This window comes from Corynebacterium sp. LK10 (assembly GCF_008042455.1).
Lineage (GTDB): Bacteria > Actinomycetota > Actinomycetes > Mycobacteriales > Mycobacteriaceae > Corynebacterium > Corynebacterium jeikeium_D.
The window spans coordinates 131,336-146,536 of record NZ_NOVT01000002.1; the positions used below are offsets into that span (position 1 = coordinate 131,336).

Sequence of the window (15,201 nt, forward strand, 5' to 3'; positions counted from 1 at the left end):
TATCAGTGAAAATCCGGAGTCTGAGGGGGAAAGTTCCCACGATTGGCCCTAGCATTTTGAAAACTTGTTTCTTTTCAACGCGCCGAAACCTCACAGTGCGCTTAACATAAGTGAAGATTTTGTCAGACCTTGGCTTATAGAGCACTTCACAACTGGTGCCTCCCACGCAGCAATCTGGAAAGGAATGCTTCAGTGTCTTCTTTGAAGCCGCACAAGCGCACTGCAACACGTACTCGCGTCGGCGCTGCTACCGCAGCAATGGCAGTTGTAATGGGGCTTACACCGGCAACGGCCGTGGCAGCTCCGGTCAACCCGTTGGCCGAGCTCGGCAACCGCCTGGACTCTGTTTCTGATCTTCCAGCTAATGTGGCCGCTCCAGAGGGAATCAAGCTCCCCGGCGGTGGCTTCGAGGTCCCGGATTCCATCTCGCTGCCGTCATCTTCCGGTGAAAACACCGACCCGAATGCGCCGAAGCCAACCTCGTATCGCCCGGACCAGATTGCACGCGCGTACCCGTCGGATGCCGCCACCGATAACTGGTTCTACTTCTACGTTGTGCATCCTTTCGTGGAGCTGGAGAAGAACCACCCAGAGGTTATGGACCAGAACCTCGAAACGGTCGTCCGCATTAACAACGCTGCCAAGAATGAACCGCAGGCACAGGAACTCGCTCTTGATGACGACTACCTGGACCCACTGGCCAATATTTCCACTGCTTTCGGTGCAAACCTGGGCCAGCACTTCCGTGATGCCTACGACGAGGATCGCCTGCCGAAGGTAAAGGCCCTGCTGTCCGGCAACCTTGCTCGCGGCGGCGGTCTGGTCAGCTCGACCTTCTTCGAGAAGTACGTCTACGGCTACGATCGCCCGTTTGTGGTGGCGCCGGAGCGCATCGAGCGCTACTACCGCGAAGGTCAGGACGACCCGTACTCGACCACCCCGTCCTACCCGTCGGGCCACACCAACAAGGCTGCATGGACTTCAACCATGCTGGCTATGATGCTGCCGGAGGTTGCACCGCAGATTCAGGCGCGTGCGTCCGAGGCTGGTCATTCTCGCCTTGTCATGGGCGTCCACTACCCGCTGGACGTTATGGGCGGCCGCATGATGGGCAACCAGGCCGCAGCTGATCGTTGGGCAGACCCAGAGTTCCGCCCACTCATCGAAGAAGCCATGGATGAGCTGCGTACGGAGCTCGAGTACCGCTGTGGCGACACCATCGCCAACTGCGTTGCCAAGGACACTCCGTACATGAGCACCGCAGCTGCCGTTCAGCAGTACACCGAACGCATGACCTACGACTTCAAGCAGGTTGGCCCGGCTAACGAGCCAGTTGTTGTTCCGAAGCGTTACGCAGGTTTGCTGGAGACCCGCTTCCCGCAGCTGACTGAGGAACAGCGCAGCTCCGTCCTCGCTCAGACCGCAATCCCATCCGGCTACCCGCTCGATCGCACTGACGGTGAGGGCCAGCACGTTCGCATGAACCTGGCTCGCGCTCTGGCCGCCAACGTTGTTGTCAACGCCGACGGCAGCGTCACTGTCACCAACTAAAACGTCAACTACAAGCGCAGGGCCGCGTCAAGACGGTCCAGGGCCTCACCGAGGATTTCCGGGGAGGTCGCAAAGTTAAGCCGCACATGCCCAACCCCGCCTTCGCCGAATGCGAAGCCGGGGTTGAGTGCTATTTTGGCGTTTTCAACCAGCCACGCAGCTGGGTCCTCACTGTCAACACCAGGCACGTCACCCAAGTCCAACCACGCCAAAAATGATGCTTGCGGTGGGGTAAAGCGAGCCTGTGGCGCAAAAGTGGACAAACGTGTTCGCAGAGTCTCACGGTTGGTGCGCAGGACATCGACAAAATTGTCCAGCCAGGGCACGCCATCGCGGTAGGCGGCGGTGGCCGCGACGACACCAAGAATAGAAGCGCCTTCGCGAACAATGAAGGGCAGCTCCAGCCAGGTTTTGGCATCTTCGTCGTTAAAGATGATTTGCGCACACTTGAGGCCGGCGGTATTCCAGCCCTTCGAGGTAGCAGTCACCGTGATAGTCACGGCCGCCGCGGTATCCGACACCGACGCGGTTGGAGTGTGAGTGCCATCTAGAACAACTGGGCCGTGAATCTCGTCTGAGATAACGCGCGCACCAAAGCGAGCGGCTAAATCGGTAATCTCACGCAGTTTTTCGGGGGAGTAGGTAAAGCCGAGAGGATTATTCGGGTTACACAAGATCAGGCAACCGGCACCGTCGGCGAAGGCGCGTTCGAGGGCGCCGAGATCCGGGCCGTCGGCAAGCGTGGGAATGCACACTGTCTCGCGTCCCAGCGCGGGACCTACCTGGAAAAACGGCATGTAGGCGGGAGTGGGGACGACAATTGCGGAATCGGGGCGGGTGAAGCGTTCAACCGCGAGTGTGACACCGCGGACGACGTCAGCGACGGCAAAGATATTGTCGGGGTTCGGGCGCCATCCGTAGCGTTGTGCAGAAAAGTCCGCGGTTGCGGTCGTAAGCGCGGTGATGTCCTGCGAGAGGTATCCGAATTGTTCGCGCTGACACGCCTCGTCGATTGCGGCACTGACGGCAGGGCAGGTTGTGGCATCGGATTCGGCGATCCACAGTGGCAGCACGTCCGGTGAATATGCGGTCCATTTGACTGTCCTGCGGGAGCGGAGTTCATCGAGGGAGGGGAAAGTGACAGCGTTATTTACACTCATAGTTTCCGTGTATACAGAAAAAGCGGGAAGCCCGAAGACCCCTGCTTTAACCAGTAGCTACGGCCGCATCAGAAGCAGCCGCGGCAATGGCCAGCGCTAGGCCAGCCCCAGTGCCTCCTGAGCAGCTGGCAGGGCAGCTTCGCGATCAGCCTTGACCAGCCCCAGACGTGTGCGGCGATCGAGAATATCGTCGACGCTGAGAGCTCCCTCGTGCGTCACATGCCAGGCGAACTCGGCGCGGGTGACATCGAGACCCTCCGCTACCGGGTCGAGCGGTCGGTCGAGCGGACAGGATTCGATGACCTCGAAGGATTCGGCACCGTAGCGGTTAAACAGCGGCATCGGGATACGGCCGGCAGCGGCAGCGGTGCGAGCGCGGTCGAGCTCCTCTGGCTCGGAGCCCAGCACAGGGATGGTGCGGGTGGAGCACGGAGCAAGCGAAACACCGAGCTTTTCCGCAACCTTGTCCACGGTTTGCTCCGCCATTAGACGGTACTCGGTGAGCTTGCCCCCAGTAATGGAAATCAGGCCGTTCGGGGCCTCCAACAAGGCGTGCTCGCGGGAGAGGTCAGCGGTGTGTGCCTCGCCGGCGTCGATGAGCGGACGCAGGCCGGCGAAAGCACCGATGACATCGTCACGAGTGAGCGGAACCTCGAGTGCCTGGTTGATGACATCGAGCAGAAAAACGATGTCATCCTCCGGCACTTCCGGCTCGTCCGGAATCGGGCCCGGTGCATCCTCATCGGTCAGGCCAATGTAGACGCGGTTGTGCTCTGCGGGAAGGACAAAACAGAAACGGTTGGTGTGACCAGGAACCGGTACCGTCAGAGAGCCGGTAGGGTTGCCTAGCTTCGCGGCGTCAAGAACCAGATGCGTGCCGCGAGATGGGCGAATCTTGATGTTCGTCGCTAGGTTTGCGGCCCACACACCAGTGGCATTGACCACAGCGTGAGCCGGCAGCTCGAAGGAATCGCCAGTGAGCTCGTCGCTTAGTGTGGCGCTCGTTCCAGAGGCAGTCTCGCAGCGGACCCGGGTCAAGATAGTTGCACCGTAGCTAGCGGCGGTTCGAGCGATAGCGGTGACCAAGCGTGCGTCGTCACGCAGCTGACCGTCGTAGTTGACGTAGCCGAATTTCACGTCGCGCTTACGGACGGTCGGCGAAAGCTGGCTGACTCGGCGGGAACTGACAGTGCGGGACAATGGCAGGGTAGTGGCGGAGGTACCAGCGATAATGCGCAGAAAGTCACCGGCCAAAAAGCCTAAACGCGGCAAAACCCTGGTCAACGGTGCAAAGTTATCCATCACCGGTACAACCTGCGGCAGGTTACGCACTAGGTGCGGAGCGGTGACGTCGAGCAGCGCACCACGTTCAATAGCTGAGCGGCGAGCGATACCGACATTGCCGCTGGCAAGGTAGCGCAAGCCCCCGTGGGCGAGCTTCGATGACCAACGAGAGGTGCCGAAAGCTAGGTCCTTCGATTCGACGAGAACGGTCGTCAAACCCCTCGACGCCGCATCTAAAGCGATGCCGACACCAGTAATACCGGCGCCGATGACCAGCAGATCTGGGATGTCGCCCTTAACGGTCTCTTCGCGTAGACGATTCAAGTCCGCTTGCCGACGAGCCTTGTTCAAAACCGCAGCTGAGCGATCGCGCTGAGGAGCGTGCGTGGCAGTCATAGTCTTTCTTCCTCGACTTTCCCGAAGACGGTAATAGTGATGAAACTATCTGGCGTAAGTGATGAAGTTGTGGAGTGCGTAGTGAGTGTGAACTATTTCGGGCGTACCCCATTGCAAGGCGCTTAGAAATAGACTAAGTTGTTCATTATCAACGACCGGCACGGATATTGATTCAAGAAATCTTTCTTAGTTGCGAATCATTTCCCGGGATTACAAGGAAGGAGACACCTCGATGGCTATGCACCCAGCGTCCAACCGCTCTGAGTCCATGAACCGAGCTTTCGCTGCTATTGCACCATCGCTGCAGATGTGTTGCTGCTGTCTCCAGTCCGTGCCACCCCAGACAGGTCGTAACTAGAAAAGCACGCTTAGGTATTTAAAACGCCACGCTGTTTGCGGTCGCACGGACGAAATCGCACCGATTGAGCCGACCATCCCACTATCCGGGCATCTTCGCTTGGGATCCCAGGAAGAAGCGACAGCGACAATGACCGCAGCACTTGAATCTTTTACCCTTGACGATTACGTTTCACTGTTTATTTATGACGGCCCAACGTCGCCGGAAATCTACGCCAGCGAACTGGTCAGTCTAGCTCGCTAGCCGAAGCCGGCGGCAACAGGGTTAAATCATGTTGCCGTCGTAACGCTCTTCCAAGGAGCGCGGACCGGTAGCCAACTTGCCCGGGTTGAGGATGCCAGCAGGGTCGAGTTCGTCCTTAATTGCGCGCATGACCTTGGCGAACAACTCGGTGTTCTCCTCGTAGTACTGCGGGCTGTGATCCTGGCCAATGCCATGGTGGTGCGTGATGGTGCCGCCGAAGTTCATCATGGCCTCTGATGCCGCAGTCTTGATGTCCATCCACTGCTGGAGGATCTCGCCCTCGGTCTCGCGGAAGAAGTACGTGAAGTACAGCGAGCAGCCGGATTCGTACATGTGCGAGATGTGGCAGAAGACGTACACCGGGGTGCCGTGCTTCTCGCCAGCGGCTTCCATTGCGGAGGCGATTTCGCGGCGCAGTGTAGCGGCGTTATCCCAGGTGGTGGCGGTCTCCAGGGTGTCGACGCCGACGCGGCGAGTCATCATGACATCGCGCAGGTACGGCGAGGAGAAGCGGTGGTTAACCCAAGCCATGCCCGGGATGGAGCCCATGCGGACGCACTTCTTGGTCAGCAGGCGAGCGGCCAGGCGCTCACGGGTGACGCGGGCGCCGACCGGATCCGTCTGCGCAAAGCCAAGAATCACCATGCACGGGGTGTCGATGCCACGCAGCTTCAGGTACTTTGTGACCTTCTCGGACATGCTGGCGGAGCCCAGCTGAGTGAGGCCGAACAGCGTCTCCTTCTCGTCGGAGATGCGTGCTAGGTGCGGGATATTGCCGCTCTGCTCCAGTTTGCGCAGCTCCTCGGCGGCTTCCTCAAAGGAGTTGAAGAAGTAGGTGTCGAAGAGCATCTCCTTTTGTGGACGCTGATTCAGGGCAATCGTCACATGCGTGATGATGCCCAGGGTGCCCTCCGAACCCAGGAAAAGCTCACGCGGGTTCGGGCCGGATGCCGACGACGGCATGTCGCGGAATTCCATGGTGCCGGCTGGCGTGACGACGCGCATGCCAATCACGTTGCGGTCGATACGACCGTAACCAGAGGATTCTTGGCCTGCCGAGCGGCAGGAAACCCAACCGCCGACAGTGGAGTACTCGAAGGACTGCGGGAAGTGACTAGCGGTGAAGCCGGCCTTGGACAGCTCCTTTTCCAGGTCGGGGCCGAAAACGCCGGTCTGGGCGGTGACAGTGCCAGCGACTTTGTCGATGTCGATGATCTTGTTAAAGGCGGTCATGGACACTGCGATGGCCTTACCCATGCCTCCGTCAACAGCCTCCACGCCGCCGACGACCGAGGTGCCACCACCGAAGGGGACGACTGCAATCTTGCGCTCAGCGCATACCTTGAACAGGTCTTCGATGTGCTTTTCAGTTTTCGGTAGCACTACAGCATCTGGGGCGACATCGAGCTTGGCTGCGCGAAGGCGAACCAGGTCGGGGTAGGAGCGTCCGACCGCGTGCTTGACGCGGGTGTCGTGGTCGGTGGCGACGGCATCCGCGCCGACAACAGCGCCCAGGGCTTCGATATCCTCGGCGCTGAGGCGACTATTGGGGATAGTGACGTCGGCGATGTTGCGCGGCGGGTTGTTTGCGTCCAACGACATACCGATTTCGCGCTGCAGTAGCTTCTCGCTGGCCGTGGTGATTGGCTTGTCGTTGCCGTCAACACCCCAGCCCCACCAGCGCATGCGGTACGGAATCGTGAGCTTGTTAGACATCCTGAGCTTCTCCTTGGGCATCGGTGCTGCGAGTCTGAACTGCGGAATTATATGTAACTTGCGCGGAAGTACATCTTTACATCTTTTATTATAGCGGTATTACGTTACGTTTTCTCAAAAAATGTCAATCAATCTTGGTAAGCTTTAGTTAGATGCATTAACGCACTCCCATAAAGGCCAGTATTGACCGGTCAAAAGCCCACGTAAAAGTAGGTATTTCTTCGATGAACGCTAACGACAAGGATCTCAACTACCCGCTGGGAACAACTGAGATTCGTACCCTTGCTCTGGTCACTAACCCCCACGCGGGTCATGGCGCCTCGCAGATTGCGTCCGCCCGGGCGAGCCGGGTGTTCGCGGATCGCGGCATCGATGTCATCGCTCTCCAAGGTGCTAACCCCGACGACGCCCGCAAGCTCATTCGTGAGGTCATCGCCGACGGCCGAATCGATGCCTTGGCAGTTTGCGGCGGCGACGGCATGATTAACCTCGCGCTGCAGGAACAGGCACAGACCGGCATCCCCCTCGGCATTATCCCCGCTGGCACCGGAAACGACCACGGCCGTGAATACAATCTGCCGCGTGGCAATGCTCGCGATGCTGCTCACGTTATCGCCGACGGTTTCTGGACAACCACTGACCTCGGCCGCATTACGAGCGCAACAGGGGACTGGCGCTGGTTCGGCACCATCATGTGTGCCGGCTTCGACTCCATTGTCTCCGACCGCGTCAATCAGATGACCTGGCCACACGGCCGCAACCGCTACAACCTGGCCATCGTCCGCGAATTCTTGGCTTTCCACTCCCTGCCGTTTCGCATCACGCTTGATGACCATCGGGTTCTCGAAGATCCCATCACGCTGGCCGCTTTCGGCAACACCCGTTCTTACGGCGGTGGTATGAAGATTTGTCCGTCTGCAGACCACTCCGATGGCCTGATGGACATCACCGTCATCGGCAAGGCCGGACGGATCAAGGCCGCCCTTGCTTTCAAGTCCGTCTTCGACGGCACCGTTGAAAAAATCGGTGAGGTCAGCACCTATCGCGCTAAGAAGGCTTACGTGGAATATATCGGCCCACCACGCCAGATGAATGCCTACGCTGACGGCGACCTCATGTTCCCGATGCCAGTCACGGTGGAAATCGTCCCAGGCGCTGGCCGCTACATCGTTCCCCGTCCGTAAAAGAACGCAAGGGGGTTCTCGTCGTCAAGCTTTTCCCGCATGCTTGACGACGGCGCTTTACCCCTTGATTCCGTAGCTCTTCAGGCGCAGACGATCCGCCGCAGAAGCCGAGGCCGTCAGGCGCAGCAGCTCGGCGTAGATACCGTCAGTCTGTGCCAATTCGGCGGGTGCGCCCACCTCGTCGACGTGACCGTCACGCAGCGTAACGATGGTGTCCACATCGGAAATCGTGGACAGGCGGTGGGCGATGATAACCGTGGTGCGCCCCTCCATCAGCTTGTCTAAGCCACGCTGAACTTCGCGTTCTGCCTTGGTGTCCAGCGCCGAAGTGGCCTCGTCCAGGATGAGCAGGGGAGCATCCTTCAAAATTGCGCGCGCAATAGCGATGCGCTGCTTCTGGCCACCCGAGAGCTTTAGCCCGCGCTCACCAATAGTGGTGTCGTAGCCGTCGGCGAAGCTGCGAATGAAGTCGTCGGCATTGGCCTTTTTGGCCGCAGCGATGACTTCCTCATCGGTAGCGTTGGGTTTGCCGTAGGCGATGTTCTCTCGAATCGTGCCGGAGAACAGCGAGGAGTCCTGGAACACGACGGCAGAGCCGGCGCGCAGAGTGGAACCGGAAACCTCGGAGACATCCGACCCCAGAACGCTTAAGCGGCCTGCGGTCGGGGCATAAAAGCCGAGCAGCAGGTTGACGATGGTGGACTTGCCGCCACCCGATTCGCCGACCAAAGCGACTTTTTGGCCTGAATACGCCTGGAAGCTGACGTTGGAGAGCACCGGCTTGTCCTCTTCGTAGGCGAAGTCCACTGCATCGAAGTCGACGACGGGAGCGTCCATAGCCTCCTGCTCGGCTGCGCGTTCCAGGGAGGAGCGGTAGGCGCTGTCGCTAGCGGCGTTGGCTGAGATGGAACCAACAGATGCGGGGGCGAAGTCGCCGTTATTCGCGGTCGCCGCATTGAGGAGCTCCGGCTGCGTGCGAGCCTCTGGGGTAAGTTCCATGACCTTGAAGTAGTCCCGGGAACCGGCGACTGCGCGCTGGGCAGCGTCGACCAAGAAGCTCATCATGGTCACCGGTTGGCGCGCCATATTAATCAGCTGAATGAGCATGACCATGGTGCCGATGGAGAATTCGCCCGACAGCGTGCGCAGGAAAAGCAGCAGGTAGATACCTGCGAAGATGACGTTCAAAATGCCGCCGCGCAGGGCATCCATGCGGTGCCACCACGTTGACTGCTCGTGGGTCAGGGAGATGGTGCGGCGGAAACGGGAACCAAAGAAAGCGATTTCGCGCAGCTCCGCGGTGAAGGATCGAACAACCTTGACCTGGCCGATGACCTCGGCAAAACGGCCACCGGCGATATCGATTTGTTCGTTTTTCTTGGCTTCAACCTTTTGCCAGCGTCTCGACGTCAACGCGGTGAGCAGGGTGTAGACCGGGAAAACGATAATCAGCAGCACGGCCAGCGGCCAGTAGTACCAAGCAGTGATGGCCAGCACTGCACCGACGGTCAACAACATCGGGAAGAAGTTGTTGGAAAACGCCTGGAGGAATTGCGTGATATTGGTAATCGAGCGTTCCAGGCGGGCGATAATTGTGCCGGTGACCTGGCTGTCGAAATAGCGCTGCGGCAGAGACAGCAGCTTTGCATAGTAACGGGTCGACAGAATCTCGCGCATGCGCGCAGTCATCACATCGCCCAGGTAACCACCGATGTTATGCACGATGGTTTGCGTCAGATCGGCAATCAGCAGTCCGATGACCAGCCAAATCACGGTGCGAGTGGTGTTGGACATCGCCGCTTGGCTCAAGCCTTCATCGCTGGACACCGCGCCGACGATGGCGTCGGTGGCATCGCGGATGAGGAAGGGGCTAATCAACGACGCGGCGGCGGTGGCCAGCGAACAGATGATGACCCCGATATAGAAAGGCCAGAGCACTCGCGTGGTGGATAGGATTCTGCTGAGCAGACGCACGAAAGACCTCTATCTTGCGGGATGATGACTCCCCGCTATGAAATTACTGCGACAAGAGCCCTATCCTAACAGCGAGCGCACAGCACGAAGCGGCAGCGGCAGCCAGTTGGGACGGTTCTGGGCTTCGTAAAGGCACTCATAGATGGCCTTATCCAGAACAAACGCTTCCAACAGCACCGGGTCGCTGCTGTCGCCATAGCCTTCCAAGAAGGCATCGATATTGCGGCGAGCCCACTGCTCAACACGCTCGGTCGCTGCCTCGGTGTCCTCACGTCCCGTCAGCAGCGGGTAGTGAGCGGCGTAATCGAAGGATCGAATCATGCCGGCGATATCGCGCAGGCGGTGGTCCGGCAGACGGCGCTCCTCCCACGGGCGCGACGGCTCGCCTTCGAAGTCAATCAAGCGCCATGAGCTTGGAGTGCGCAATACCTGCCCCAAGTGCAGATCACCGTGGATTCGCTGGACGACGGCACCACCTTCCGGTACCGCAGCCTCTGCGCGATCGAAGATAGCCTGCGCCTTATCCTTGACCTCCGCAATTTGTGGCACCACACCAGCGACGAAGTCCAGGCGAGCACGCAGGGGAGCCACCAACTCCGCACCGGTCAGGCGATTCTTCACCGCGACAGCGGCGGCGAGGCTGCTGTGCACCGAGGCCACTGCTTCGCCGAGCGCACGGGCTTCGGAGGTAAAGTCGGTGCCCAAATCTTCCAGCGGGGTCTGGGCGTCGCGGATGGCGTCGCGGACTGCGCCGAGAGCCAGCTCCCAGCCATCGACCGAGTTCGGTGCGAATTCCTGCAGCATGGCGGTGGTGTAGGCGTCCTCGCCAATGGTGGTCTCTACCCAGGAGTAGAGCTCAGGGACGAACTTGCAATCCGCCTGGGCTAGTGCGGCCAGCAGCTCCACATCGGCATTAGTGCCGGGGTAGAGGCGACGGAAGAACTTGCACATCACGCGGTCGTCGAAAATGACCGAGGTATTCGACTGTTCTACTCCCATAGGGCGGCCGGATTCCGGTCGGGGCTGCTCAGAGCCCGGCACACGCCGCAGTTCCATGCGGCCGAGCTTGCCTTCGTCGGAAAGCTTCTGGCCGAGTGCCGTGATGGCGTCCGAATCAATCAGAGCGTCGTAGCCGACGACGCCGTCGGCGCGAACCAGTAGGGACTGTTCGTGGCCCTCGGGGACGTCCTGCGCCCAAGCGATGGGCAGCTGATAGGTCGGTGCGGAATGGGCGGTGTGCACTCTCACCAATGCGATATCGACATCGGGACTGTTGGGATTGTCGCGCAGTACGGGGTCAAGCGCGAGGATCTCGACGTGGTCGATGTCGGAGACCTTGTCAGCGAAAAAGCGCATCCTGACCAGTGTGTCTGCCAGCTCTTCGGCAATGAAATCGGCGGTGGGAATAGTCATTTCAGTTCATTCGCCTTTCGGGACTTAAAGATCACTCTCTATTATCGGCGTTTGTGACGGCATCGGCATTGGCATCGGTAGCGGTGCCAGAGTGCTCGCGTGATGACGTCACCGGCGCGTCCGATATCGCCTGTGCAACCGGGATTGTCGGCGCGGACATTGAGACGCTCGATTCGGCGTTTGTCTCCGGCGGAAGCTGGATTTCGAACCAGTAGAAACCGTGGCCAGGAAGCGTGATCTGGTAGGAATCGGTGCCAATCGTTGGGAAGGGAACCGAACCAGTGAGCTCTACCGGGGTGGAACCGGCGAACTCGGACAGATCCAGTGAGACGGCCGCGGGGTAGGAAGACAGGTTGTTGACGCACAGCAGCACTTCGTCGCCGTATGTGCGCAGATAGGTCAGAACAGAGGCGGTATCGCTATTCAGCTCGCGGAAGTCACCGAGGCCAAAAGCCTCATAGCGCTTGCGAACCTGAATTAGTCGACGCACCCAATTCAACAGGGAGTTGGAGTAGCTCGCTTGGTTTTCGACATTGACCGCCTGGTAGCCGTAGGTCGCATCCTGAATGGTCGGCAGATAGAGCCGACCGGGGTCGGCCTTGGAGAACCCGGCGTTGCGGTCGGGCGACCACTGCATCGGTGTGCGCACGCCATCGCGGTCGCCGAGCCAGATGTTGTCGCCCATACCGATTTCATCGCCGTAGTAGAGCACCGGCGAACCCGGTAGGGACAACAACAGGGCGTTGAAAAGCTCGAGTTGGGTGCGGTCATTTTGCAGCAATGGCGCTAGCCGACGGCGAATGCCGATGTTGGCCTTCATCCGCGGATCGTGGGCATACTCGGCGTACATGTAGTCGCGCTCTGCATCAGTGACCATTTCCAACGTCAGCTCATCGTGGTTGCGCAGGAAAACACCCCACTGAGCCGAAGAGGGAATCTCTGGCGTGGACTCCAGGATCTCCGAGATGGGAAAGCGGGACTGCTTGCGCACCGCCATGAAAATGCGTGGCATAAGCGGGAAGTGGAAAGCCATGTGGCATTCGTCGCCACCGACCTCCGGGTCGCCGAAGTATTCCACCACATCGGAGGGCCACTGGTTGGCCTCCGCCAGCAGGACGCGACCCGGGTATTCCTCGTCCATGACCTTGCGGCAGCGCTTCAGAAAAGCGTGGGTCTCGGGCAGGTTCTCGCAGTTAGTACCCTCGCGTTCAAACAGGTAGGGAACAGCGTCGAGGCGGAAGCCATCAATGCCGAGATCCGACCAGAAGCGCAGCACATCGAGCATTGCTTCCTGCACCGCCGGATTGTCATAGTTCAGATCTGGCTGGTGGGAGAAGAAGCGGTGCCAGTAGTACTGACCACGCACCGGGTCGTAGGTCCAGTTGGAATCCTCGGTATCCACGAAAATAATGCGTGCGCCCGAGTAGGTGTCCGGGTCATCGGTCCAGACATAAAAGTCGCCGTAGGGGCCATCGGGGTCAGTGCGCGACTGCTGGAACCACTCATGGCTATCGGAGGTGTGGTTCATCACCAGGTCAGTAATAACGCGGATACCGCGCGCATGGGCCTCGTCGAGAAGCACCTTGAAATCCTCGACCGTGCCAAACTCGTCGAGAACGGCGCGGAAGTCGCGGATATCGTAACCGCCGTCGCGCAGCGGGGAGTCGTAGAAAGGCGGCAGCCAGAGGCAGTCGACACCCAGCCATTGCAGATAATCGAGCTTTTCCGTCAGCCCTTTGAGGTCGCCGGAGCCGTTGTTGTCGGAGTCAAAGAAGGCTCGGACGAGCACCTCATAGAACACCGCGCTGCGGTACCACTCGTAATCTTTCTTGGCGATAGTCATGCATCCCAGCGTAATGACTATGCCGCTAGCCTGCAGAGGGAGTTTTCCTGCGAGATCCCACAAAACCGCGCGAGTCGGCGGTCCTGGGAGGCCTCATGAAACACCTTTTAAACAGCCTTGTGTTCCTGAATCAGCGCGGCGAGTTGATACGCATCAGCCAGCGCCAACTCCGTTGCCACCGGTGTGACGGTTCCTGGCACCATGTCGATTCGCACGTTCGCCACTCCCGCCGCTTTCTTCAGCGGAGAAATGGTTAGTGTATGCCCCTGGATGCGCTGCCATGGGACCATGAACCGCGTATGCCAGAACCGACCCTTGGTCACCAACAGCCCCCGCCGCGTGGCCTGCACCTTTTGAAATTTCCAGTCAATTGGGCTGAGCCACCATGCCGTGCGTGGAGTCTGCCAGGAGCCCAACAGGTCATCGGCAGAGGACGGTCCCGCAATCTCAGTCATCAAATCATCGACAATCGTATCGGTCTCCGCCGCCGGCGCCACGGGCACCAGTGCGTTGTTCGACTGTGTGCTGTCCAGGCCATAGCCCGCCACCGAGACATCGGCACGGGACCATTTCCACGGGCGCCACCAGAGCGGTTGCACCACTTTGAAGCCATGAATGCGATCAATGGGAATGGTTTGAGCGCGTGTCGACAACAGCCCGGCGGTAATTGCCAGACGCCTGCTTTCCGACGACACCTTCAGCGTGAAATCCCACGACTGATTTAGTACTCCGAAAAGGCCGAGCGCGAAACTGCCAATCACAATCAGAGTAGTGATGGTTACTCCGCTGAGGATTTCCACGATGAAGTCGGTAAACAGCGCAGAGACAACGGCGAGGAGGATGAGAGCTATGCCGACGAAAAGACCGGGTCCAATGGCCACGGATGCGACCAACCGTCCGACATCGACCGGGCCAAAAATAGTTTTCGCGTCGGACATGCGGGAGGACATGTGGGCACTGGAGTCTTGAGCAGCGGCGGGGCTGTCGCCGTCGTAAAGCGAATGTGCCAGTTCGGTGTCCAGCTTTTCTACCTCGCCCAACACGTCAGCGCGGAACTGTTCGCATTGCGGGGGAGTGAGGTATTTGATCGTGAAGTGCGAATCGGAGCCGCCGGCTGTTTCGATGACAATTTCGGCGAGCCCGAAAATGCGCGCCAACAATGGTTGGTTGATATCCACCGCCTGCACGCGGTCGAGCCGTGCCGCGCGTCGAGAACGCAGTAGCCATCCGGAGCCGTAGCGAACCTCATCGTCGGTGAGTTCGTAGAACGTATACCGCCAGGACAACCACGAGAAAAATGCAATTAGACCAATAATTATGGCGACCGCACCGGTACCGATAAGGAGACCGAGCCATGCCCAGTCGTAGAGCTGAGTCACGACAGCAACGGCCAATTGCCACTGATTCGCAACTGCGAATGCAGTCACAGCAGCGATTGTGGCGAAGCTTTTGAGCAGCGGGGATAGTGGATGAACTCTATGCCTCATTTAAAGACCCGCCATCCGGTCGTGGGCGCGCTGAGATAGACGGGCGCGCAGGGCGAGAGCTTCTTCGCGTGGCAGACCGTGGACGGCGGCATCCGAGCTCGCCGATGCTGTGTTGAGCTTCAGCGTTGCCAGTCCAAACAGGCGAAGCAGCGGTCCTTCATCGATGTCGATGAACTGGATTCGTCCGTACGGGACAATAGTGACCGAGCGCCACCAGCGTCCGGACGCAACGATGAAGTCGTTATCTCCTTCGAGGTATCGGTGGGCACGAACTCGGCGGCCGATGAGCCAGTAGATATATGCGAAGTAGAGCACGCAGGCGAGGACTCCCAACCACATCCACGGAGTCCACGCCACCGCGGCTACGGCAGCTGCAACCGTGATAAATAGCAGGGGAGCAGCGTGCGCGATTCGCTTCACCTTAGCCAGCGCGGGGTCGACCGGCTGCAGCGCAGAGTTTTCGGGGACTAGTAAATCAAGTGGCTCCATGGTTGACAGTTAAACACAATTGGTAAAGCTTGCGCCCAACCAGGTGCTTCGGTAAGAACGGTGGCTATGGATCGCAGGAAACTCATCGCAGTACTCATCACGC

The 15,201-nt window shown here is 59.3% G+C and carries 10 protein-coding genes; 2 read left to right on the forward strand and 8 right to left on the reverse strand.

Annotated elements, in window-relative coordinates; translation table 11 throughout:
• Positions 1–192 precede the first annotated feature (192 nt).
• Positions 193–1,551, forward strand: a complete 1,359-nt coding sequence (locus CHU70_RS00645) for a phosphatase PAP2 family protein (RefSeq protein ID WP_070595537.1) — start codon at positions 193–195, stop codon at positions 1,549–1,551.
• 8 nt (positions 1,552–1,559) lie between these two features.
• Here CHU70_RS00645 and CHU70_RS00650 read toward each other — a convergent pair whose 3' ends face one another.
• The 3 genes from CHU70_RS00650 to CHU70_RS00660 form a co-directional block, all read right to left on the reverse strand.
• Positions 1,560–2,711, reverse strand: a complete 1,152-nt coding sequence (locus CHU70_RS00650; RefSeq protein WP_049189383.1) for a MalY/PatB family protein — start codon at positions 2,709–2,711, stop codon at positions 1,560–1,562.
• 96 nt (positions 2,712–2,807) lie between these two features.
• Positions 2,808–4,391, reverse strand: coding sequence for a glycerol-3-phosphate dehydrogenase/oxidase (locus tag CHU70_RS00655; protein ID WP_049189384.1), 1,584 nt, complete (start codon positions 4,389–4,391; stop codon positions 2,808–2,810).
• Between the two features lie 622 nt (positions 4,392–5,013).
• Positions 5,014–6,708 carry an FAD-binding oxidoreductase gene (locus CHU70_RS00660; RefSeq protein ID WP_147739737.1) on the reverse strand — a complete coding sequence of 565 codons (1,695 nt, stop codon included), beginning with the start codon at positions 6,706–6,708 and terminating at the stop codon, positions 5,014–5,016.
• A gap of 224 nt (positions 6,709–6,932) precedes the next feature.
• Here CHU70_RS00660 and CHU70_RS00665 point away from each other — a divergent pair, with 224 nt between their 5' ends.
• Positions 6,933–7,892, forward strand: a complete 960-nt coding sequence (locus tag CHU70_RS00665; protein ID WP_147719343.1) for a diacylglycerol kinase — start codon at positions 6,933–6,935, stop codon at positions 7,890–7,892.
• 57 nt (positions 7,893–7,949) lie between these two features.
• Here the strand turns inward: CHU70_RS00665 and CHU70_RS00670 are convergent, their stop codons facing one another.
• The 5 genes from CHU70_RS00670 to CHU70_RS00690 all read right to left on the reverse strand — a co-directional run bounded on the left by CHU70_RS00670 (position 7,950) and on the right by CHU70_RS00690 (position 15,098).
• Positions 7,950–9,866, reverse strand: coding sequence for an ABC transporter ATP-binding protein (locus CHU70_RS00670; RefSeq protein ID WP_147719344.1), 1,917 nt, complete (start codon positions 9,864–9,866; stop codon positions 7,950–7,952).
• Between the two features lie 60 nt (positions 9,867–9,926).
• Positions 9,927–11,279 carry a maltokinase N-terminal cap-like domain-containing protein gene (locus tag CHU70_RS00675; protein ID WP_147719345.1) on the reverse strand — a complete coding sequence of 451 codons (1,353 nt, stop codon included), beginning with the start codon at positions 11,277–11,279 and terminating at the stop codon, positions 9,927–9,929.
• A 31-nt stretch (positions 11,280–11,310) separates the two neighbouring features.
• A complete protein-coding gene (gene treS / locus CHU70_RS00680; protein ID WP_147719346.1) occupies positions 11,311–13,122 on the reverse strand; it encodes a maltose alpha-D-glucosyltransferase in 1,812 nt (603 codons plus the stop codon).
• Positions 13,123–13,229: 107 nt separating this feature from the next.
• Positions 13,230–14,549 carry a PH domain-containing protein gene (locus tag CHU70_RS00685; protein WP_168168121.1) on the reverse strand — a complete coding sequence of 440 codons (1,320 nt, stop codon included), beginning with the start codon at positions 14,547–14,549 and terminating at the stop codon, positions 13,230–13,232.
• Between the two features lie 60 nt (positions 14,550–14,609).
• The gene (locus tag CHU70_RS00690; protein ID WP_070856044.1) at positions 14,610–15,098 is read right to left on the reverse strand and encodes a PH domain-containing protein; all 489 of its coding nucleotides are present in this window, start codon (positions 15,096–15,098) and stop codon (positions 14,610–14,612) included.
• Positions 15,099–15,201: the final 103 nt, after the last annotated feature.

Bases quoted from the DNA above. Each gene is read 5' to 3' on its own strand.
- CHU70_RS00650 (WP_049189383.1), bottom strand. From the start codon at position 2,711: ATGAGTGTAAATAACGCTGTCACTTTCCCCTCCCTCGATGAACTCCGC.
- CHU70_RS00655 (WP_049189384.1), bottom strand. From the start codon at position 4,391: ATGACTGCCACGCACGCTCCTCAGCGCGATCGCTCAGCTGCGGTTTTG.
- CHU70_RS00660 (WP_147739737.1), bottom strand. From the start codon at position 6,708: ATGTCTAACAAGCTCACGATTCCGTACCGCATGCGCTGGTGGGGCTGG.
- CHU70_RS00665 (WP_147719343.1), top strand. From the start codon at position 6,933: ATGAACGCTAACGACAAGGATCTCAACTACCCGCTGGGAACAACTGAG.
- CHU70_RS00675 (WP_147719345.1), bottom strand. From the start codon at position 11,279: ATGACTATTCCCACCGCCGATTTCATTGCCGAAGAGCTGGCAGACACA.
- treS (WP_147719346.1), bottom strand. From the start codon at position 13,122: ATGACTATCGCCAAGAAAGATTACGAGTGGTACCGCAGCGCGGTGTTC.
- CHU70_RS00690 (WP_070856044.1), bottom strand. From the start codon at position 15,098: ATGGAGCCACTTGATTTACTAGTCCCCGAAAACTCTGCGCTGCAGCCG.